Annotated in this window: 19 protein-coding genes and 1 pseudogene; 8 read left to right on the forward strand and 12 right to left on the reverse strand. The window is 59.8% G+C overall.

Annotated features, from left to right (window positions below; genetic code table 11):
* Window positions 1–94 precede the first annotated feature (94 nt).
* From P4G45_RS16345 to P4G45_RS16375, 7 genes are all read right to left on the reverse strand, one after another.
* Window positions 95–2,809, reverse strand: a complete 2,715-nt coding sequence (locus P4G45_RS16345; RefSeq protein WP_348267538.1) for a TonB-dependent receptor — start codon at window positions 2,807–2,809, stop codon at window positions 95–97.
* Window positions 2,810–2,954: 145 nt separating this feature from the next.
* The gene (locus P4G45_RS16350; RefSeq protein ID WP_348267539.1) at window positions 2,955–4,019 is read right to left on the reverse strand and encodes a metal-dependent hydrolase; all 1,065 of its coding nucleotides are present in this window, start codon (window positions 4,017–4,019) and stop codon (window positions 2,955–2,957) included.
* Window positions 4,020–4,069: 50 nt separating this feature from the next.
* Window positions 4,070–5,374, reverse strand: a complete 1,305-nt coding sequence (locus tag P4G45_RS16355; protein WP_348267540.1) for a dihydroorotase — start codon at window positions 5,372–5,374, stop codon at window positions 4,070–4,072.
* Window positions 5,371–6,369 carry an aspartate carbamoyltransferase catalytic subunit gene (locus P4G45_RS16360; RefSeq protein WP_348267541.1) on the reverse strand — a complete coding sequence of 333 codons (999 nt, stop codon included), beginning with the start codon at window positions 6,367–6,369 and terminating at the stop codon, window positions 5,371–5,373. The genes P4G45_RS16355 and P4G45_RS16360 overlap by 4 nt, the downstream gene beginning before the upstream one ends.
* A gap of 8 nt (window positions 6,370–6,377) precedes the next feature.
* Complete coding sequence (pyrR, locus tag P4G45_RS16365) at window positions 6,378–6,953, reverse strand: bifunctional pyr operon transcriptional regulator/uracil phosphoribosyltransferase PyrR (protein WP_348267542.1); 576 nt, start codon at window positions 6,951–6,953, stop codon at window positions 6,378–6,380.
* A gap of 72 nt (window positions 6,954–7,025) precedes the next feature.
* Complete coding sequence (locus P4G45_RS16370; RefSeq protein WP_348267543.1) at window positions 7,026–7,676, reverse strand: hypothetical protein; 651 nt, start codon at window positions 7,674–7,676, stop codon at window positions 7,026–7,028.
* A gap of 102 nt (window positions 7,677–7,778) precedes the next feature.
* A complete protein-coding gene (locus P4G45_RS16375) occupies window positions 7,779–8,375 on the reverse strand; it encodes a hypothetical protein (RefSeq protein WP_348267544.1) in 597 nt (198 codons plus the stop codon).
* 175 nt (window positions 8,376–8,550) lie between these two features.
* Between P4G45_RS16375 and P4G45_RS16380 the strand changes: the two are divergent.
* A pseudogene (locus P4G45_RS16380) lies at window positions 8,551–8,955 on the forward strand (MerR family transcriptional regulator); the annotation flags it as partial.
* A gap of 110 nt (window positions 8,956–9,065) precedes the next feature.
* On the opposite strand, the gene P4G45_RS16385 reads toward P4G45_RS16380, so the two are convergent.
* A complete protein-coding gene (locus P4G45_RS16385) occupies window positions 9,066–10,010 on the reverse strand; it encodes a putative sulfate exporter family transporter (protein WP_348267545.1) in 945 nt (314 codons plus the stop codon).
* 89 nt (window positions 10,011–10,099) lie between these two features.
* The gene (locus P4G45_RS16390) at window positions 10,100–11,014 is read right to left on the reverse strand and encodes a LysR family transcriptional regulator (RefSeq protein WP_348267546.1); all 915 of its coding nucleotides are present in this window, start codon (window positions 11,012–11,014) and stop codon (window positions 10,100–10,102) included.
* Between the two features lie 123 nt (window positions 11,015–11,137).
* Here P4G45_RS16390 and murJ point away from each other — a divergent pair, with 123 nt between their 5' ends.
* Together murJ and P4G45_RS16400 are read left to right on the forward strand one after the other, a co-directional pair.
* Complete coding sequence (gene murJ / locus P4G45_RS16395; RefSeq protein ID WP_348267547.1) at window positions 11,138–12,811, forward strand: murein biosynthesis integral membrane protein MurJ; 1,674 nt, start codon at window positions 11,138–11,140, stop codon at window positions 12,809–12,811.
* A 39-nt stretch (window positions 12,812–12,850) separates the two neighbouring features.
* Entirely contained in the window at window positions 12,851–14,038 is a 1,188-nt protein-coding gene (locus P4G45_RS16400; protein ID WP_348267548.1) for a VWA domain-containing protein, read from the forward strand.
* Window positions 14,039–14,152: 114 nt separating this feature from the next.
* Here P4G45_RS16400 and fabF read toward each other — a convergent pair whose 3' ends face one another.
* Both fabF and P4G45_RS16410 read right to left on the reverse strand, forming a co-directional pair.
* Window positions 14,153–15,403, reverse strand: a complete 1,251-nt coding sequence (gene fabF, locus P4G45_RS16405) for a beta-ketoacyl-ACP synthase II (protein WP_348267549.1) — start codon at window positions 15,401–15,403, stop codon at window positions 14,153–14,155.
* A gap of 3 nt (window positions 15,404–15,406) precedes the next feature.
* Complete coding sequence (locus tag P4G45_RS16410) at window positions 15,407–15,652, reverse strand: acyl carrier protein (protein ID WP_020715918.1); 246 nt, start codon at window positions 15,650–15,652, stop codon at window positions 15,407–15,409.
* A gap of 500 nt (window positions 15,653–16,152) precedes the next feature.
* On the opposite strand from P4G45_RS16410, the gene P4G45_RS16415 reads away from it, so the two are divergent.
* A complete protein-coding gene (locus tag P4G45_RS16415; RefSeq protein WP_348267550.1) occupies window positions 16,153–16,662 on the forward strand; it encodes a PEP-CTERM sorting domain-containing protein in 510 nt (169 codons plus the stop codon).
* A 98-nt stretch (window positions 16,663–16,760) separates the two neighbouring features.
* Here P4G45_RS16415 and rmuC read toward each other — a convergent pair whose 3' ends face one another.
* Window positions 16,761–18,248, reverse strand: a complete 1,488-nt coding sequence (gene rmuC / locus P4G45_RS16420) for a DNA recombination protein RmuC (RefSeq protein ID WP_348267551.1) — start codon at window positions 18,246–18,248, stop codon at window positions 16,761–16,763.
* A gap of 299 nt (window positions 18,249–18,547) precedes the next feature.
* Here rmuC and P4G45_RS16425 point away from each other — a divergent pair, with 299 nt between their 5' ends.
* The 4 genes from P4G45_RS16425 to P4G45_RS16440 all read left to right on the forward strand — a co-directional run bounded on the left by P4G45_RS16425 (window position 18,548) and on the right by P4G45_RS16440 (window position 21,017).
* Entirely contained in the window at window positions 18,548–19,624 is a 1,077-nt protein-coding gene (locus P4G45_RS16425) for a hypothetical protein (RefSeq protein ID WP_348267552.1), read from the forward strand.
* Between the two features lie 80 nt (window positions 19,625–19,704).
* Window positions 19,705–20,370, forward strand: a complete 666-nt coding sequence (locus P4G45_RS16430; RefSeq protein WP_348267553.1) for a YukJ family protein — start codon at window positions 19,705–19,707, stop codon at window positions 20,368–20,370.
* Window positions 20,371–20,449: 79 nt separating this feature from the next.
* Window positions 20,450–20,734, forward strand: coding sequence for a BrnT family toxin (locus P4G45_RS16435; RefSeq protein ID WP_348267554.1), 285 nt, complete (start codon window positions 20,450–20,452; stop codon window positions 20,732–20,734).
* Entirely contained in the window at window positions 20,700–21,017 is a 318-nt protein-coding gene (locus tag P4G45_RS16440; RefSeq protein ID WP_348267555.1) for a BrnA antitoxin family protein, read from the forward strand. The genes P4G45_RS16435 and P4G45_RS16440 overlap by 35 nt, the downstream gene beginning before the upstream one ends.
* Window positions 21,018–21,024 lie beyond the last annotated feature (7 nt).

The raw sequence follows: 21,024 nt of genomic DNA on the forward strand, positions 1-21,024 counted from the left end.
CTCTACGCGAATTGCTACTTTGCTCTAGGTACTCCAAACCGCAGCTTCCTCCGCTTCGCTGCGGAATGACAACCAAAAAGCAAGGCATTCTGCTCTAAAAGCTGTAACGCGCGCCGATCTCTATGCGGCGTCCGTTGTCGGCGGCGTAGGGCCGGTTGAAGAGTGGGGAACCGAGCACGCCGCCTACGCTGGTGACATTGAGGTGGTTCAGCATGTTCGAGCTGCGCACATTGAAGGTCAGCGTCTGCGGATGATCGGCCTTGGGGTTGCTCAACTCGAACTTGCGCTCGAGGTTGGTGTCCATGTGGACCGTCCACGGGGTTCGTCCAACGTTGCGAGGCAATGCGCCGATGCCGCCGCTGGGCACCAGCAGACCGAACTGGGTTGGGATCGCGTTGGGGTCGCCAGCTACCGCGTATTGTGGACGGTCGTTGAAGTTGCCGTCGCCATTATTGTCGAAGCCTGTGGTGATGTTGTAAGGCGCTCCGCTCTGGGCCTGCAGGTCTGTGCTCAGCTCCAGCTTCTCCGGCAGCTTCAGCGACCCATTACCGAAGAGCTGCCAGCGGCCCTGTCCGTTTCGCGGCGCGAACTCACCTGCATCGGTGCGCGAGCTCTGCGGCGTGAAGAAGGTATTGTCGTTGGTGTCATCGACCAGGTTGACGCGCACCGCGCCAAAGAAGAATTGCAGGTGCTTCAACTCATGCTGGTTGATGCCGAAGAACTCTACGTTAGCCCGGCCCTGGCCGCTGTTGTTTGCCTGCAGGATGTTCAGGTTCGGCGCGCCGGGGCGCGGGCCTGTGGGGTTATCGTTGAGCGGCGAATTGATATTCAGCGTTCGCGTGTAGTTCCAGATGCGACCCCAGTAGACATCGGTGTTGACGCTCCAGCCATGGGGGAAGGAATGAGTGCCGCCCAGGTTGTCGATCACGTAGGTGATGTTTTGCAGATGTGGTGAGGCCTGGCGAATGGAGTGGATAGTGGTTGCGCCGTCGCCGAAGGGATCGCCGTAGACCGGGTTGTAGACCGTGCTGGTGATGCGATGCACGCCGTCTTCGCGTTGGAGTTCGGCGTAGTCCGCCGTTCCATACTGGCCTGTGAAGAGACCGATGTGCGCGTGCAATTGCCACTTCTCTTTTTTGTCCGGCGACCATGCGATGCCGAGCCGCGGGGTCGCTCCATTCATCGCAAGCGGAACGTTCTGCAGGTAGTAGCGGAAGCCCATGGCGAGCTGCAGGTTGGGCCGCAGCTTCCACATGTCCTGAATGTAGAGCGCATTGCGTACCTGGGTGAAGTTCACATGAGGCGTTCCGGTTACGTTGTTGAATGCGGTCGCTGCTCCACCAGCGAGACCAAGCTTGGCGCGGCGGTATTGCTCGAGGCCTGTGATTGTCTCAGTCTTGCCGGGGATGGGGTTTCCATTGGCATCAAGCACGGGAGCGGTACCACCACCGAAGGTGTAGACGCCGTTGAAGTTTGTCGTCAACTGATCGTTCACGTTGTAGAGCTTGAACTGTGTGCCGATCTTCAGCAGGTGCTTCGCGGTGCTGATGACTACGTCGTCGTCCGCCTCTATTTCGAAGCCGTGCATCCGTTGCTGTCCAATCGTGGCTCCGCCGCTGGTGAAGGCACCGGCGACCTGTAACTGCGGCGCGGTGGAGGTGGGCACGTCGGTTTCGCCGGTCCAGTCCAGCGCTACTCGCGCCTCGTGCATCATCCCGGGCGAAGCTGTAGTGATGTTCAACAGGCGCAGCGTATGGTCGTAGCTTCCGCCGCTGTAACCGGTCTCGGGCAGCGCGGTTCCACCGACGCCTACATTCTGCGAGTGGTTTACGTTGCCGTTGTACGATGCCGTAAAGGTGTTCTTCGGGCCGAGCTGCCACCCCATCCGAGCGGTCGCCAGCCAGAGCTGTTGCGGCGCTGCGACGTTGGCTACCGTGCGTTGCTGGTTACCCTTGTCGTCGAGCGTGATGGCGTTGACTACGGCGAAATCGTCGATGGTGCGATGCTCCAGCGTCAGTGCGAAGTCGCTGCCCTTCTTACGCACAGGGCCGCTCAACTCGAAGCCGTAACGTTGCTTTCCGAGTGCGGCCTTACTGGTCGAGAATGGATCGCGCGCGTTCATCCAGGGGCTGCCGTTGGTGGTAAATAATGCGCCATGGAATGAACTCTGCCCGGGTTTGGTGTACACCTCGACGCGACCGCCATCGAAGGGCGGCTGACGGTACTCAGCTGAGAACAGGTCAGGGTTGACCTTGATGTATGCGATGGAACTCTTGGGCGGCATTGGAGAAGAGCTTTGGAATCCATCGACCGTAATGGTGGTGTTGGTTGCCAAGCCGCCGCTGGTTGCGGCCAACTGTTGCAGCTCGCGCTTCAGGTCGTCAGGATCGTCGGCGAGAGTGCTTAACTGATCGCCCGAAATCGTGCGGGAGGTCCCGTTTGCGGCGGCGTCTGTTTCATTGCCGCTCTCTTCGCCGACGTTGACTGAGGTGGTTACGTCTTCGGGATGCAACACGACGATAAGGTCGGCCTTCGATTGCGGGCTGCGGACTTTGATCTCTTTGGATGCGAAGCTGTCTGCGCTGACGCGTAGATCGTGCTGCCCGGCTGCGGCGCAGGCAAACCGAAACTGACCGGCGTTACCACTCTGTACGGTCTCTGTGCCATCCAACACTACGCTGGCTCCGGGGATGATCGCACCCGTAGAATCGTGCACGATACCAGTTACTTTGGAACCGCTGCATGGTGCCTGTGCGGACATGGTTCCGCACAGCAGCGCAGCACACGCCGCCGCATAAAAGATCTTCATATACACCTTTCAATCAGGGGCGAGATGCCCATTCATTGCACATGAGTCGATACGCATCTATGCGCGTCCCGGTTCCGAGAAACTGCTGTGGAAATTGATCGGGGCTATGAGCGGGGTCGCATTGATAGACGAGCGCGCGCGGATTTTAACGTTGGACGCGGCCGTTCATTTCCATGCTCGTGATACGGTGAGCACCATTGACGGTTACGGTGCCTGAGAGGGGAGGAGCTTCACGGCCATGCAGGAACGAGACGTCATACATGAAACGAAGGTCGCGGAAGGTCACGATAGTTAGTCCAGTAGTCGCATCGGTGTCGGACTGGGTGACGAGAGGGATTCTGGACCAGTCGAGATAGACATGGCCGAGCCAGCTTTGTTTGGCGGCGAGCGTCGCGGCAGTCTCAGCAGGCTTGTAAAAGATATCGGAGTGCTGGTTGGTGGCGACGGTGTTGTTGAAGGTGTCGATGGTGGCGAGTTGATAGAAGTCCGGCGTTTCGACGATGACCTGCCAGCGGAATGGATTCATGGGATAGGGTTCGGCAGTGACGTGGAGTATCTCGACGTTATTGGGTGCGGGGCCGAAGTCGCCGCTGTTGAGGGCGAGTTGAATGGCCTGTTGCTGCTCGACTGCACGCCATCCCCACAGAGCGACGATGGCGATGAGGGCGGCGATGGCCCAGCCGCGTCCGCGAAACGCAGGCTTGCGTGCGCCTACTTCGCTGTTGATGAGGCCAAAGAGAACGGGCGCGAGGAGTGCGATGAGAAGCAGAGCAAACATGACTGGCTCGAAGATGAAGACGAGCGAGCCGGCATACCAACGCGGGTTGAAGGGAAAGAAAGGACGGAGACCGTAGCTGTTCGTCCAGTCGAGCAGGAGATGACTCAACAGCGCAATGAGCGCAAAACAATAGAGCAAACCCCAGCGGATGGGAGCGGCTTGCTTTACGGGTTTGTCGCGCTTGAGACGCCAGCGGTGGAAGAGGTAGATGCCTCCGACGACGACGGCGGCTTCGAGAGGAACACCGAGAAAAGTGTGGGTCCATCCGCGATGGTGCTGGAGTGCGGCGATCGGGCCACGGATGGACCAGAGCGTGTCGAGGTCGGGGATCTCGGCGGCCAGCGTCATGGCCACGGTGGCGTAGGCGGCCTTGCGATTGAAGCCGCTGCGGGCGAGGACGGCTCCGGTCATCAGATGGGTTATCGGGTCCATGGGCTTCCAGCATATCGTGGCTGGGTACGTTGCTGGTCAACACACGCAGGTTACTGGCGAAAGACGATGCGGCCTTCGCTGACAGTCGCGTGGACTCGTCCCAGCATGGATGCTCCGTCGAAGGGCGTGTTCTTCGACTTCGAGCGTGAGTCTTTTGCAGCGAAGTTCCACTGCGCTGCCGGATCGAAGACAACGACATCCGCAATGCTGCCGACGGCCAGTGAACCTCTGTCCGCCAGAGAGACGATTGCTGCCGGAGACGTGCTCATCAGCGAAAGAATTTTGCTCAACGATAATCCTTGAGCGCGATGCAGGACTCGCAAGGCCAGCCCCAGTGCGGTCTCGAGACCGGTGATGCCGTTCGGAGCGCGCTCAAACTCCTGCTCCTTTTCGTGGGCGGCGTGGGGGGCGTGATCGGTGGCAATGCAATCGACGGTGCCGTCGGCCAGCCCGGCGAGAACAGCCTGACGGTCAGCCTCGGCGCGCAGCGGAGGATTCATCTTTGCATTGGTGTCGTAGTCGCCGATGGCCTCATCGGTCAGCGTGAAGTGGTGCGGCGCAGCCTCGCAGGTAACGTGCAGGCCTTGACGCTTCGCCTCGCGTATCGCCTCCAGCGCGCGGCCTGTCGAGATGTGCTGCACATGCAGATGAGGGCGCAGATGCTCGGACTTTTCAATCTCTCGCAGCAGGCGGATATCGCGCTCAACGATTCGCGACTCGGCTTCGATCGTCATTCCGCGAAGGCCGAGTCGAAACGCTACCGGCCCCGCATTCATGCTGCAACCGCCGGTGAGGTGGGTGTCTTCGGCGTGCTGCGAGATGGGCACGCCCAGACGCGCCGCAGCGATGAGCGCCTCGCGCATGATGGCGTCTTCGAGAATAGGCTTTCCATCGTCGGTGAAGCCGAGGGCTCCGGCCTTATGCAGCGCAGCGAAGTCCGTCAGCGTAGCGCCCATGCTGCCCATAGTGGCGGCGGGCATGGCGAAGAGCTTCACGACAGCTCCGCGTTGAGGCGAAAGCATCCACTCCAACCCGGCGACGGAGTCATTTACAGGCATAGTGTTGGGCATGGCCACGACTGTAGTGAAGCCGCCTGCTGCCGCCGCTGCCGTTCCTGTGGCAATCGTTTCTTTGTACGTCTGACCCGGCTCGCGGAGATGCACATGAACGTCCACCAAACCAGGCGCAACCACCAGTCCGGAGGCGTCGATTGTCTCTGCCGCTTCTATATTCTTCAGGCTGCCGGGCTTGTCGAGCGCGGCGATCTTTCCATCGCGCAGCAAAAGGTCACGGGCTTCGTCGATGCCACTCGCTGGATCTACGACACGGCCGTTCAGAATCAATACGTCACTCATACAGTTACACTCTCGAATCCACCCGTGTACAGCGCGCGAAGCAGCAACGCCGAACGCACGGAGAGGCCATTGCTCACCTGCAGTTCAATCGCCGAGTTGGGGCCGTCCGCCACGTCGCCTGAGATCTCCAGGCCTCGAATCATCGGGCCGGGATGCATTACGAGCGCATCGGGTGCGCGGGCGGCCAGACGCTCGCCGTTCAACTGGTATCGCTCAATGTAGTTTGCAAGGTCAAGCTCAAGCCCGGCCAGACGCTCTTTTTGAATGCGCAGCATCATGACGACTTGAGCACGCCTGAGCGCCGCGTCGAAGTCGCGCACAATCTCTACGCCGGCACCGAGGTGCAGCGCGACTTCGGGCAGCAACGGCTCCGGCCCGCAGAGCAGCACCTTCGCGCCGAGACGCGGCAGCAGCAGAGCGTTCGACCGCGCGACGCGGCTATGCAGAATGTCTCCCGTAATCACAACGGTCACGCCATCGAGACTCTTCGCAGTCGCCGTTGAAGCGTCGCGACCCGGCAGGCGCATGAGCATCGTCCGTACATCGAGCAGGGCTTGTGAAGGATGCTCGTGCATTCCATCGCCCGCGTTCAGAACGGGCACGCCCGTCTCTCGCGCCAAGACAAACGGCGCACCCGACGACGGATGGCGAAGGATAATGCACTCCGCCCCCAGTGCGCGGAGAGTAAGGCCGGTGTCCTTCAGGCTCTCGCCTTTTTCGATGGAGGATGATTTGTCGCTGACCAGCGTCGTCGTCGCGCCGAGCGACTTTGCCGCCAGCTCGAATGAAGTGCGCGTTCGCGTGCTCGACTCATAGAAGAGGAGAGCGATACGCCGCCCTGCCAGAAGGCGCGCCCGCTCCGCAGTGGGCCTCCGCTCTAACTGCGAAGCTACGGACAGTATTGCGGAAACGTCTTCCACCGACAGGTCGGCCACACTCAACAGTGAACCGGCAGCGTAACTAAACTTTTTGGGGCGTTGCGATTCCTGCGTCATCAATTCGATCAATCCACCAGCTCGACCAGCAGCACCTGCTCCTGCTCGTCGATCTCATTGAGCTTTACCTCGATAATCTCTCGCTTCGAGGTGGGAATCGTGCGGCCCACGAACGTAGCCTGGATCGGCAGCTCGCGGTGGCCGCGATCGATCAGCGTCAGCAGTTGAACGCTCCTGGGCCGGCCATGGTCGAACAGCGCGTCGAGCGCCGCCCGAATGGTTCGCCCGGTGTAGAGCACGTCATCCACCAGCACGATGTCCCGTCCGGTCACATCGAACCCGATGTCGCATGGAGCAACCTTCGGCCGTGCATCATCGGTCGAGAGGTCGTCGCGATAGAAACTGATATCGAGCACACCTGTGTCTACAGGACATTTCTCGATCTTCGAAATCAGCGTGCCCAGCCGCTGGGCCAGCGGAACGCCGCGCCGCTTGATGCCGACCAGACCGATGTTCTCGCAGCCATCGTGCTTTTCGACGATCTCGTGGGCCAGGCGTACCAGCGTCCGCTCGATCTCGGAGGCCGACATGAGGCGGCCCTTTTCGCGTATCTTCGGGTTTTGCATTTCCGTAATGTCACTCATAGCGATTGCGCTTGATGATATCAGCAGCCCTTAGCCATTTGAAGAACCTGCGGACCGTCTGAAGACCGCACATCACAGCGAAACCTTGTGCCGCGTCCGCAGGAGACCGCCCACCGCGCCGCCGACCGTCGAAAGCACCAACAGAATGCCCGAGATCAGGCCGAACCCGGCGAGCATCATGCCAGCGCGAAACTCCGGCGAATAGAGATAGCCCTGCAGCGATTTCGTCTCAGGGTTCGTCGCCAGCGCATGTTGAATCTGCATATGGAGCTGTTGCGTCAACTGTGCGTCGAAGCCGGCCATATTGTGCAGCAGATAGCGCGCTACCAGCCCGCCTGCCGCCATCGCAACCGCAAGGCTGCCCACCAGCACAAAGCCGACGACCACCCCGATGCGCGCCCCGATGCCTGCATCCATCCATGCCTTCGGACGGCGCTTTTGATAGAGCGCCAACGTAATCAGCGAGCCGCTTACCGTCCACAGCCAGCTCAACGGCGACACGGATTCGAACCGCGCCGCAATCAGCGTCAACACAGCAGAAACGGCAGCTACCAGCAAGGCACAGCGAATCGCGGTCTTCCACTCCACCTGCCGTGGCGCAGGGGGAGGCGCGGTCCCGGTCGTGTCCGTGGCCGTAAGCTCCGCCGGTAGATCATGGTCCAGAAGAAAGATCTGCGGAGCGCCGCAGTGCGGGCAGAAGGGCGACGAGCCGCCACTATCCAAAAGCTCTCCCCCGCAGCGGTGGCAAAATTCATGCATATCTATGAAGCTACCGCAGCCGGTAGGGCGCGGCAAGCTTTACCGGCTGCCCCATCCTGGCGAAAACTACTGCTCACTCTGCTTCGCACTCGAAGAGTGACCCGGCAGATCGAGCGCGACAAGCCCAATCTTCGTCCCCGCTCCATTGGGATCGACCGCGACGATATGCTGGTGCTGCCTCGATCCGGCCTTCAATTCCATCTTGCGGGATACGTCGTCATCGATCACGACGTGCTTGTTATCGTTGTCGCAGGTCAGCCCCTCGGAGGTGCGTGTCGGCTCGCCCACGGACTTGCCGTTCGAGCATTCAATCACGTCTCCATACACCCCAAGGGCCTTGCGATAGAACGCCTGCACCTTGTCCGGGCTGTCGGACGTCTGGTAACTCGCCGCCTTCACGCGGAGATGAAAGTTGCCGAAGTTCATGTTAACGTCTGCGGCCCCGTGGTCCTTGTCCTTTTTGATCAGCGTCGCTCCCGGATACGCCGGCAATCCCATTCCCTCAAGCACCGTGGCATCGTTAGTCTTCACCTGCATGCCGCCAAACGGCGTAGCGATCCTCACATTGTTGTCGCCGTCCTGTTTATTGGATTCGACCCGGCAGCCGCTCATCAGCACTGTTGCCACCACCACTGCCGCTGCCGTTATCTGTGTCACGCGCATATCCAATTCTCCTCTGTCCAGAAAACAATACGCCAGTTCCCCACTTTGAGTTCCCGAAATCGGCATGACGAAGGCTTGCCACCTCGGAAGAAATGCTGCAATTTTGCCCACAAATCTCTCGCCAAGTCCTATACTTGCAGCAAGCCGGAAGTGTCGGCCATTCGGGAGCTTTGGCATGGCGCAGCACCAGCCAATCCGCAGAACGCCCCCTTCCTCCGGGTCTGAGATCCCGGACAAGCTGTACTTCCGCATCGGCGAAGTCTCTAAACTCTGCGACCTCCCCGCTTACGTCCTGCGCTTTTGGGAGAGCGAGTTCCCCAGCCTCAGGCCGCATAAAGGCGGCACCGGCCAGCGGCTCTATCGCCGCCGTGATGTCGAGATGGTTCTGCGCATCAAGAGTCTTCTCTATGACGAGGGCTACACCATTCCCGGCGCGCGCCAAATCTTCAAGGCCGAACTTCGCCACAAGGAGCCACAGCTCAGCCTGGAGATTGACGAAGCCTCCACGGCATCTGGCCCATCGAAGCAGCTCCGCAAGCTTCAGAAAGAGCTTCGCGATCTGCACACGCTGCTCTCAAAGCCGGTAACCCGCGCTGCCGTCCATCCCATCCGCGCGCCGCGCCATGCCGCTGCCCCCCGCCAGGCCACACCGAAGCTCTTCGATCTCTCGCAAAACTCCGAAGGCGCGGACTAAAGCGCGATCCATCCCAGATGGATAGCCCAAAGCGAAAGACCCGCCACCACAATCCACAACGTCACTCCCTGAATCAACGGCCTCACGCCGACCTCTTTCAGCGTGGTGCATGTAATCCCTGTGCCGATCAAAAATAGCACCACCGTCAGCGCCGACTTCCCCAACCGGTTCAGCCCGGCAAAGACTGCTGCCATCTGCGGCAGATAATGCGGAACATAGCTTGCCAGCACGGCAGCCGCGCAGAAGTAGAGAATGAACCACGGCCAGTAAATTTTTGCCTTGTTTTTTCGCAGCGTCGCCGTGGCAATCGCGAGCGGGACGATCCACAAGGCCCGTGCCAGCTTCACCGTCGTTCCAACGGCCAACGCCGTTGCGCCATACTTCGCGCCTGCGCCCACCACTGAGCTGGTGTCATGAATCGCCAGTGCGGCCCACAGTCCAAACTGCGTCTGCGTGAGATGCATGTACCACCCGATCAGCGGAAAGAGCAGCAGCGCCACAGAGTTCAGCACGAAGACCGTGCCCAGCGAAACGCCCATCTCCTCCTCGCCCGCATCGAGCACTGGCCCCATCGCGGCAATCGCGCTGCCGCCGCAGATCGCCGTGCCAATGGCGATCAGCAGCGATTGCGTCTTCTCCACCTTCAGCATCCTGCCCAGCAGGATCCCAAGGCTAAGCACAAACGTAATGCTAATCGCGGTATACATAAAACCCGACCGCCCCGCATGAACAACCTCTTTGAGATTCATGCCAAACCCCAGGCATACGACTGCTGCCTGCAGCAGAAATTTGGAGAGCTGCCTGCTCTCAACGTGGAAGTGATGCACCGTCGTCAGTCCAAACGCCAGCCCCGCAGCCAACGCAAAGGGCGGCCCAATCAATCCGCTCGCCGAAATAATGATCCCGATATAGAAGAGGTTGCGTACCATGTCTTCCAGCATGGTCCTGCGCCCAGGCCTGGTCGAGACGTACTTTTGAATTGCCGATAAGCTTTACTTATCGCCCTAATCAGAACCAAGGGAACACAAATCTATCCCGCGTGCGAACTCCCCATCGCGAACCGCTGAAACGCAGCCACCGCCCCCGTAGCGTCCGTCCCGGCGAGCCGGATAAAGCTGAAGTCACGCACAATCTCCAGCCCGTTCACCTGCACCGTGCGAATCGTTCCCAGCCGCAATGCTTTGCCGATCGCACAGCGTGAAACAAATCCCACCCCAAGCTCAGCCTCTACACCCGAGATGATGGCTTCCGTCGAATCCAGCTCCATCACCACGCGCAGCAAGCGCAGCGGAATGCCCGCTTTTTTCAGCGCCCGCTCGACCACCCGCCGCGAGCCCGAACCACGCTCCCGCAGCAGCATCGGTGCCTTCTCCAACTCCGCGGGAGCAATCGCTCCAGCTCGTGCCCACGCATGACCGGGCGCCACGATCAGCACCATCTCATCCTGCACCATTCGTTCCGTCTTTACGTCGCGCCGCATCGCCGGCCCTTCGATAATTCCCAGCGCCACCTGCTCTTCAGCCACCGCCTCGGCAATTCGCTCGGTGTTTCCGCTCACCACAGAGAGATGGACGTGGGGATACTGCCGCAGAAACGCCCCCAGAATCCTTGGCAGCACATATTGGGCTATCGTCGTCGAAGCCCCCAGCCGCAACTCACCGGTCACATCGTCGTTCAACGCTGCGAGCGCGCGCTGTGCCTCTGCCATGGTCTCCGCCGCCGCGGTCGCATATTCCAGCAGTACACGACCGGCCTCGGTGAGCACGATCTGGCTCCCATGGCCATCGCTATTGCCGCGATCGAACAGGCGAGCCCCAGCCTCCTCTTCCAGCGAGCGCACCTGCTGGCTTACGGCAGGTTGGCTGAGATGCAGCACCTCCGCCGCTTTGCGAAAGCTCATCTCCGCAGCCACCGCTCGAAAGACCTTCAGCCGAAAATTCTCCACACCCTCATCCCCTTACATCGCAGGCGAACCAGCCCCGCCACCCCACAAGCATAAGCCCGGCACGCATGCCCGATAGAATCAACCTAGTCCTAAAAACCTGAACTCAAAGAGACTTCGCACCCATTGGCTGACAACAACAATCCCAATCCGATCTCGCAGTCTGAACCGATCTCCGAGCTGGCGCCCGAACTCACTCCCGAGCCGACCCCCGAAGCTACCATTCAGGCGATTCCCACTCCCAGCCAGGGACTCTTCGCATGGCTTCGCCCCTCTGCCTCTCACTCGGCCTTCTCCGCCACGCTCCTGCTCATGCTCTCGACGCTGCTCTCCGGCGTCCTCGCGCTCGTCCGCACCAAGTACATCAACCACATCTTCGGGGCCGGCCCGCAGACCGATGCTTACTATGCTGCCTTCGAACTGCCCGACATGCTGGCCTACTTCCTCGTCGGCGGAGTGGCCTCCATCTCGCTGGTCACCATCCTGAACCGCTATCAGGCTGCGGGCGACGAAGAGGGCGGCGACCGCGCCATCTCGATCATTCTCAACGCCATGGTGATCGTCCTTGGGCTGGCCATCGTGCTTGCGGAGATCTTCGCCCCCTACTACGTCCACTGGAAGTTCCACGGCTTTACCCCCGCCAATGCAGCGCTCGCTACCTCACTGACCCGGCTGCTGCTTCCGGCGCAGCTCTTCTTCTTCATCGGCGGAGTCATCGGCTCAAAGCTTCTCGTCCACAAAATCTTCATCTATCAGGCGATCACGCCGCTGATCTATAACCTCGGTATCATCTTCGGAGCTGTCTTCCTCTCGCAGCGATACGGAATCTATTCGCTGGTCATCGGCGTTCTCGCTGGCGTCATCCTCGGCCCCGCCGCCCTCAATGCCTTCGGAGCGGCGCGCCAGGGCCTCCGCTATCACCCCATCTTCAACGTCCGCCATCCCGCCTTCATCGAATGGCTGCGGCTCTCTCTTCCGCTGATGATCGGTGTCTCGCTGGTCACCGCCGACAAATGGATTCTCAGCTTCTTCGCTTCGTATGATCCCGGCGGCATCTCCCACCTCACCGTGGCCAAAACGCTCTTCAACGCCCCGATGGGCATCCTCGGACAGGCTGCGGGAGCAGCGTCTCTCCCCTTCTTCTCCTCTCTCTTCAGCCAGCACCGCTTGGGAGACTTCGCCGCCGCCGTCAACCGTGCCGTATCGCGCGTCTTCGCGGCCTCTCTGATCGCCGCCGCGTGGATGATCGCTCTCGCGCCGCCTATCGTTGATCTCTTCCGCGGAGGCTCCTTCAACCGCACCGACGCGACCGAGACTGCGCAGTACTTCGCCATCTTCGCCATCTCGCTCGCTCTGTGGACCGCGCAGGGTATTTACGCACGCGCCTTCTATGCAGCGCGCAATACGCTCACCCCGGCGGTGGCGGGAAGCATCATTACGCTGCTCTCCATCCCCGTCTATCGCCTCTTCTTCCATTCCATCGGCATGGCCGGGCTGGCCGTGGCATCGGACGCGGGTATCCTCACCCATACCCTTACCCTCGCGATCCTTCTGCATCGCCGCAAGCTCGTTTCCATCACCGGCCTCGAAGGCGGCGAGCTCGCCCGCTCCCTGTTGGCCGCCTGCATCAGCTTCGCCGGAGCCTACGCCTGTGTCCGGTTCTTGCACTTCGGTCGCGGCCATGCGGGAGACCTGGGCGTGATCGCCATCGCCTCCTGCGTATGGGCGTTCCTCTGCTGGATTACCCTCAACGTGACGGGCTCCACGCTGCCCAGCCAGCTCCGCTCTCGCCGCGCCTGATTCTTCGCGCTGACTTCATGGACGGTTATAGTAGCCATCATGCACCTCCGTGCCGCCGTCGTCGCCGTTCTCTGCCTCCCCGCTGCTCTGGTCTATGCCCTTCCCGCTGCTCTGGTCTATGCCCTTCCCGCTGCGCGAGCCTACGCTCAGAACGCGCCTATACCCGCATCGCCGATCCCGACCATCAGCACGCAGTCCACGCTGGTCCTCGTCCCTACGCTGGTGAAGACTAAAAAGGGCGACCTCGTCTTCACGCTTACCGCCAACGACTTCACCATCACCGACAACAATGTCGAACAGAAGGTCCATCTCGAAGAGGACACGGGCGACCAGCCCCTGGCGCTGGTTGTCGCGATTGAGACCGGAGGCGGCGGAGCGAGTCAGTTCGACAAATACCGCAAGCTGGCGACCATGATCGAATCGATCGTAGGGCAGGTTCCCCGTCGCGTCGCCGTCGTCACCTTCGACAGCGAGCCTCAGTTATTCCAGGACTTCACACCGAACCTCGCGCTGATGGAAGATGCCATTCAGAACCTCGACGCCGGAGACAGTGGGGCCGCCACTCTCGACGCTGTCGCGTACTCCGTCGATCTATTGCGCAAGCAGCCTCCTCAGTATCGCCGCGCCATTCTGCTCATCAGCGAAACCGTCGATCATGGCAGCAAGGTCAGGCTCGACGATGCTCTCCGCGCCGTCAGCGACACCAACACCTCTATCTACAGCGTGGCCTTTTCCTCCTCGCGAAGCGCCGTCGGGCATGAGGCCTCGAAGCTCAACGACCCAACCCCGGGCCCGGAGCACGGCTGTTTCTCGCACGATCCTAAGACCGATCCCACGGTCAGAGACGATGGCAGCAAAGGCGTTCCTGAAGAGTCCAGGAGCACGCAGTACTACGACTGCCTCGCCGAGCTTCTGCCGCCGCTGCGTCTCGCCAAGATGGCCGCAATCCTCGGCATGAACGGCCTGCGCAAGAACGCGCCAGAGACGGTGGCCAAGCTGACTGGCGGCGAGTACTTCCACTTCAGCAGCGAGCGCGATCTGGAGCGCGGTCTGGCGACCATCTCCAACCACGTTCCCAATCGCTACGTTCTGAGCTTTCAACCACAATCGCCACAGCCGGGTTTACATGCCATTGCAGTCACGATGAAGGACCACCCCGACCTCGTCATCACCGCGAGAAGCAGCTACTGGGCAGGGGACGCGACTACAACTCAACCTCAGCCCTGATGCGTGGCTCGCCCTTCGCGTCTTCAATCCCCGCAAAGATATGCTCGGGGATAAAATTGCGCGTCGATTCCAGAGTTAACTTCGCTTCACGCAACAGGTTGCGACCTGGTCGGGCTATTCGGTCCAGCGCTTGAAGACGAGCGAGCCGTTCGTGCCGCCGAAGCCGAAAGAGTTCGACAACGTGTAGTCGATCTTTGCAGCCTGGGGCTTGTTAGGGACGTAGTTCAGGCGGCACTGGGGATCCAACTCGACGATGTTCATCGTGGGCGGGGCCGTCTGATTGAGCATGGCGAGAATCGTGATACCCGCCTCCAGTCCGCCAGCACCGCCGAGCAGATGCCCGGTCATGGATTTGGTGGAGCTGACGAGCAGCGTGTGATTCTTGGCGCGCTCGCCGAAGACGTTTTCGATGGCCTGAGACTCGAGCGCGTCGCCCAGCGGTGTGCTGGTTGCATGGGCGTTGACGTAGTCGATCTTGTCCGGAGAGATACCTGCGACCTTCAGCGCCGCGGACATCGCGCGGAAGCAGCCCTCGCCCTCGGGGGCCATGCCGGTCATGTGGAAGGCGTCCGCCGACATGCCGTAGCCGATAACCTCGGCCAGAATCTTTGCCCCGCGAGCCTTGGCGAACTCCAACTCTTCCATGATGAGGATGCCTGCGCCTTCGCCGACGACGAAGCCGTCGCGGTCCTTGTCAAAGGGACGGCAGGCATGTTCGGGGTCATCGTTGCGGGTCGACAGCGCCTTCATGGCGGCGAATCCGCCGACGCCCATGGGGGTAATCGCGGCTTCGGTGCCTCCGGCGATCATGGCATCGGCATCGCCGCGCTGGATGATGCGGAAGGCATCGCCGATGGAGTGCGCGCTTGAGGTGCAGGCGGTCGCCGTGGCCTCGTTGGGGCCCCGGGCGTTGTAGCGGATGCTGACGTGCCCCGCCGCGAGGTTGACGATGGAACCCGGGATGAAGAAGGGCGAGATCTTACGCGGGCCACCGGCTAGCATGGCCGAGTGCTCCCGTTCGATCACATCGAAACCACCAATGCCGGAGCCGATGTGGACGCCGAAGCGGTCACGGTTGCTCTCGTCGATGACGAGGCCCGAGTGCTTCATCGCCTCGTCGGCGGCGGCAATGGCGAAGTGAATAAAGCGGCCCATCTTGCGGGCCTCTTTTTTATCGATGAAGAGCAGGGGATCGAAGTCTTTAACCTCGGCGGCGAAGCGGACGGGATGGCCGGTGAGATCGAATGCCTTGATCTCAGCCATGCCGCTCTTACCCGCAAGCAGCCCAGCCCAGACTTCGGGGGCGGTTTTGCCGACCCCGCAGACGAGGCCCAAGCCGGTGACGACGACGCGACGCTGCTCCATACTTTACTTGGCCGCCTTCTGGTTCTTTTCGATGTAGTCGACAGCGTCCTTGACGGTCTTGATCTTCTCGGCATCTTCGTCGGGGATCTGAATATCGAAGGCTTCTTCGAACTGCATGACAAGCTCGACAACGTCGAGGGAATCCGCACCGAGGTCTTCCTGGAAGCTGGCGCCGGGGGTGACTTCGGCTTCATCCACTTGTAGTTGCTCGACGATAATCTGCTTTACTTTTTCATCTACTGCGGCCATTTCTTTCTCCTGTATACGTCTGCAATCAAATTCTGGATGTGGGTGCGAGTGGTCGACACCGCCATGCTCAAGAATACTGAGCGCCTAACAGAGTGTAAAGCACAGCAGGCCCGAGCTTCTTGGAATGCGAATCTTTTGTTCCCTCTGGGTAACTTTTAAAGTTCACCTCAATATCGCCACAATATGATCAGGACGGCTCGATGACGCATGGGATGCCAGCGCCTGTGATCGGCGCAGACCTGGTTTGGCAGAAGTTTATTGCTGAACCCACATGCAAAGAATTGCCGTTCATGGTCGGGCGTGGACGTCGTTTTATCAGGGAATCATTGACCTAGCGTGGATTACCCACCTATCGCCATTTGGACTGAAGATTGCACAGTAAAGGCCGATCAATCCTGCATTTGGGCCCTCGCCGGAGAGCGCTTATGGAAAAGCTCTGTGGCTATTCAGTCGTAAAGGATTGAATTCTGTTTTCAATTTGCCAAAAAAGGAAAACTCCAATGAAGAAGATCATGCTCGTTTTGTGTCTTTTTTTGCTCGCGGGTACGAGCCGCGCAAAGGCTGACAACATTCAAACCCTCGGAGAATACAACGGCACGGGAGTATTCAATGACCCGGGTCCGTACCAGCCTCCAACCGTCGTTGGAACGTTCAATATCCTTCCCGGGGATACTGCAATCACTATCTCTGGAACCTTTGGCAATTCGGTTGTTGGCAGCTCGGCAGGAGTGGATTTATTTCTGGGAAGCCTGCTGGTAGGCCAATGCGTAGAGTTCGCTCCTTGTTACAACAATGGCGCACCGTGGAGCGATACCCTGACGGCAGCCCAGATTGCCTCTCTCGGTACGGGAATCGTCGCCTTTACTGCGGATCAGACGTCCCAATTCACTATTCGGCTGGGCACAACGACGCTCGATCAGTCTGCGGTTCCGGAACCATCAAGCGTTGCTCTGCTCGGAACCGGATTGCTTGGAGTGGTCGGTCTCATCCGCCGCAGACTGAGTTGCTGACGAGTAAAACCGTTCGGAGACTTGGCAGCAGTTGAAACCAGATTTGATGGCGCAGGCAGGAGCAGGCCCCCTCACGGCCTGTCTTCTGCCTGTTGCTGTCAGTCTTCCTCGTTGCTGGCGGCGAGAAAGGGAACGATGCCGTTGCCCTCTTCGAAGCCGATGAGGCTGGAAGCCGGGGCGCTGCCATCCGATTCGCCCACCTCGCGCAGGGTGCGATTGATGGCACGGGTGCGGACGCCAAGCTTCTGAATGGTGTTCTGCACGGTGCCGACCTGGGACTCCATCTTGCTCATCAGGGTTTCAAATGTGTTAAATTCGCGCTTCGTTCCTTCAAGAACCTTCCACACCTCGTCACCTTTTTCCTGAATGGCCAGCATGTGGAAACCCATCTGGAAGCTGGTAAGGATGGCGGACAGGGTGCTGGGCCCGGCAATCGTGACATGGCATTTGGATTGAATCTCCGCCTGCAACGCGTCGCGCCGCATCACCTCGGCGTACAGACCCTCGGTGGGCAGGAACATAATGGCATGGGGCGTAGTAACCGGGGGATTGATGTACTTCTTGCAGATGCGCTCGCCCTCGGTGCGGATTGCAGCCTCAAACGCCTTGCTGGCGACGGCAACATTCTCGGGAACATTGCTCTCATACGCATTTTCAAGGCGCTCCCAATCTTCGCGGGGGAACTTGGCGTCGATGGGAAGCAGCGTCTCGCCCGCATGGCCGGGAAAGCGGACGGCAAACTCGACGACCTCCTGCGTACCTTCCTTGACCTTGGCGTTGCGCACGAACTGACTGGGCGCGAGCATCTGCTCGAGCAACATCCCAAGCTGCACCTCGGCAAAGCCTCCGCGAGCCTTGACGTTGGTGAAGATGCGGCTGAGGTCGTTGACGCCATCGGAGAGCTTGGTCATCTCGCCGAGGCCGGTGTGCACCTTGTTGAGCTGGTCAGTGACCTGACCGAAGGACTCGGTAAGCCGCGTCTGGAGGGTGGCGTTGAGCTTCTCATCGACCGTCTGACGCATCTTTTCGAGCTCTTTGGAGTTGTCGTCGTTCAGCTTGGTGAGGCGCTCTTCGACAGCAGTGCGGAGCTGGTTCTGGAGGGTGGTGTTGCTGGCCATCAGCTCATTGAGCTTGGTATTGAGAGATTCGCGAAGACTGGTGTGCCGCTCGTTGGTGTCGCTGGTGAACTCAGAGATGCGCCGGGTAATGCTATCCATCTGGTTTTGCACGGCGTTGCGGAGTTGCTCGTCGGAGGTCTTGTTGTCGGACCGGAAGGCGGCGAGACCGGTATTCAGCGTCGCGCCGAGGGTGGCGATGCTGCCGGCGATCTCGGTGCGGAGGGATGCGAACGCCGCCTCGCTGGCTTCGCGGGTGCGCTGAGCCTCTGTAGCGATGTCCGTGCGCATCTGGGCGAAGGAGGTGCGGATGTGCTCGTCGAGCGCCTGATTGCGGGCATCGAGCCGGGTGAGCTGATCAGGAATCTGGGTGAGCCGTGAATCCTGCCCGGAAGTCGGCTGCTTGCGGAGAAGCAGAAAGATGACGGCGAGAAGAGTGACGATCTGGAGGACAAGGAGAGGCGCTGGCATTCGTTTTTCCTTCGCCTAAGAGTATCACTATGGGGGATTGTGGATTCGTTTTGAGGAATGAGCTTCTCACTGCAGCTGAGAGGCTGCGGAAAAGCATGTATGCACGAAAAGCGTACCTCAGGGCGGAAGCCCCATTACAAACAAAGAGCTTACGACACGGCTGATGCCCCCTTAAGCACACCGGCCTTTCCCGAAGTCTGTGAAGCCGCAAGGACTTGGCTATGGTTACGGCCTGACTGACATCCAGCCCCTTCAAAACCAATACTCAGAGGTTCGTTAAACACTAAAATGGAGAAACCGTGACTCGCCCCCGCCCTGCCTATATCGCCATCGCTGGCATCGTGGTCGTCCTCTGTCTCTGCTGGTTCTTCTGGCATTTGGGGTCGAAGACATCCGTTCCAGCGCCATCCTCCTCTGCCGCAGCTCAAGGCCCTGTCAATGCAACGGCCTCTCCCTCCGCAGATGACCTCGCACCCACGCAGGTCTACGCGCACAATATACTGCTGCGCAAAGGCCCCAACTTCCGTATCTATATCCTTTGGATTAGCGGGCTGATGGAACGCACCCATCCGAAGGAGAATCCTTCCTTCGATGACCCGGACTCCTTCGTCTTTCAAATTCAGAAGGGCGTCATTCACGCCAACATCGGAGACATCAGCAATTACCTGAACTCCGCGTCTCCGGCGAACGCTCCGCTGAAGAACATCTCCATCCAACCCGACGGCGACCAGATCAAGTTGCACGGTACCGTTCACAAGATCGTTCCTCTTCCCATTGAGCTCGTCGGCACTCTCTCCTCTGTTCCGGACGGTCGCGTGAAGTTTCACGTCACAAAACTCAGCGTATTAAAGGTTCCTTTGAAGAGTCTGCTCCGCAGCTTCCATATCGAACTGTCCGATCTGGTCCACGCGACCAACATGCCCGGCGTTCAGATCGCAGATAACGACATCTTCTTCGACACCCAGAAGCTGCTACCCCCGCCGCACATCCGCGGTCAGCTTACGAAGGTGCGAGTCCGACCGCCGGACATTGAGGTGATCTACGGCAACGCCCCCGACGATGAGACGCGCCTGGCGCAGTGGCACAACTTTCTTCGCCTGACCGGGGGCACGCTCGACTTTGGAAAGCTCACCATGCACGACGCCGACCTCACCATGATCGACGCCTCAAAGGACGCCTGGTTCGACCTCGACCTCGTCAACTACCAGGCCCAGCTCATCAATGGCTACACTCGTATGACCGCACAGGCTGGCCTCGAGATCTATATGCCCGACCTCGATGAAATGACCACCAAAAAGAAGGCCGGCCAGAAGGTGACGATCGAATGGCTCAAAGACCGCAACCGCTCGGTTCCGTCCGACGTTCCCGTCAAGTAGCTCGTCCGTGTCTGCGGGTTGAGTTTGCTCTGCGGTCTGAGTAGGGTGGATGGAGCTGGGAGCTTTTCCAAGGAGACTCTATGCCGATTACGAACTACAGTGTGCTGGCGGGCGATCCGGTCTCGGGCAAGGTCGTGACCGGGGCGAGTACGCATTATCAGATCACCATGAATGCGCCGGGTGGCCCGTTTACCGTGGCGGTAAATATTCAGTCGATGGACGGGTCCGAGGTTCTGTACGCAATTGAAGAGGGATTTACGCCTCCGGATGAGGCCGGGCTGCTGGCGCTTCCCATGGGAATGACTGCATTACAGAGCGCTCCGGGCGGATTGGCGCTGGACTTTGTGCGGTCACAGGTCAATGGCAAGCCGATGATTACCCGCCCGCAGATGACGCTGTTGCCCCAGATGCGTTCCAAAGGCAGCGAAGAGGAGAGGCTGCTGGCTCGCGCGCGGTCGAGCGCGTTGCAGAACGCCGTCGTAACGCTGCTGAATATGACCATCGCGGACAAGGATGGCGTGATCTACGCCTTTGGCAGCGCGTATGCCGACAAAGGAAAGGTCGATGGAATTCACGATATCCACATGAACCAGGGGAATCCTGTAAATAACCATGGTGGCGATAACGGCATCTGGCAGGATGGTGCACTGTTGATTCATCTACCGTCGAAGGCGACCTGGACAGCCGTGTTTATCGCGTTTCAGACCCAGTCGTGGACGACGGACGGGGCCGGGAATCCGGCTTAGGATCGCGGAAACTGGGACGTGCTGGCGTGAACAGCTTATGCGCGACAATGTAACTACAAATGTAGTACATTGAACCTATATGGAGTTTGAGTGGGACCCGGACAAGGCCGATACGAACCTGCGCAAACATCGCGTCAGCTTCGAGGATGCTGCCCTGGTCTTCCTCGACCCGCAGCGTATCGAGACCTGCGATGATCGGACAAACTATGGGGAAGATCGCTGGAAGACCGTTGGCCTGGTCGCACCCGCTTTACTGGCTGTCGTCTATACCGTTCGCGGCAAAGACGACAATCTCATCCGATTAATCTCCGCAAGAAAGGCAGATGCCCATGAGCGCGCACAATACCGTGAAGTTCAAACTTGATCCGAACCATCCAACGTCCGCGACCGCGCCACAGCGCAAGCGGCTGAAGCGGATCGCCGCCATGCCGGATGCCGAGATCGACTATAGCGATATCCCGCGCCAGACCGAAGCGGTGCAATGGACACGACCCGGCGCGCTCGTTCCCTCAGAAAACAAGCAGCAGGTTACTCTGCGTCTCGACGCCGATGTTCTGACCTTCTTCAAAGGAACGGGCAAACGCTACCAGAGCCGCATTAATGCTGCTCTCAGAGAGTACGTTCAGGCACACAGAAAATCTGCCTGAGGAACAA

It is taken from the genome of Edaphobacter paludis (genome assembly GCF_039993895.1).
Lineage (GTDB): Bacteria > Acidobacteriota > Terriglobia > Terriglobales > Acidobacteriaceae > Edaphobacter > Edaphobacter paludis.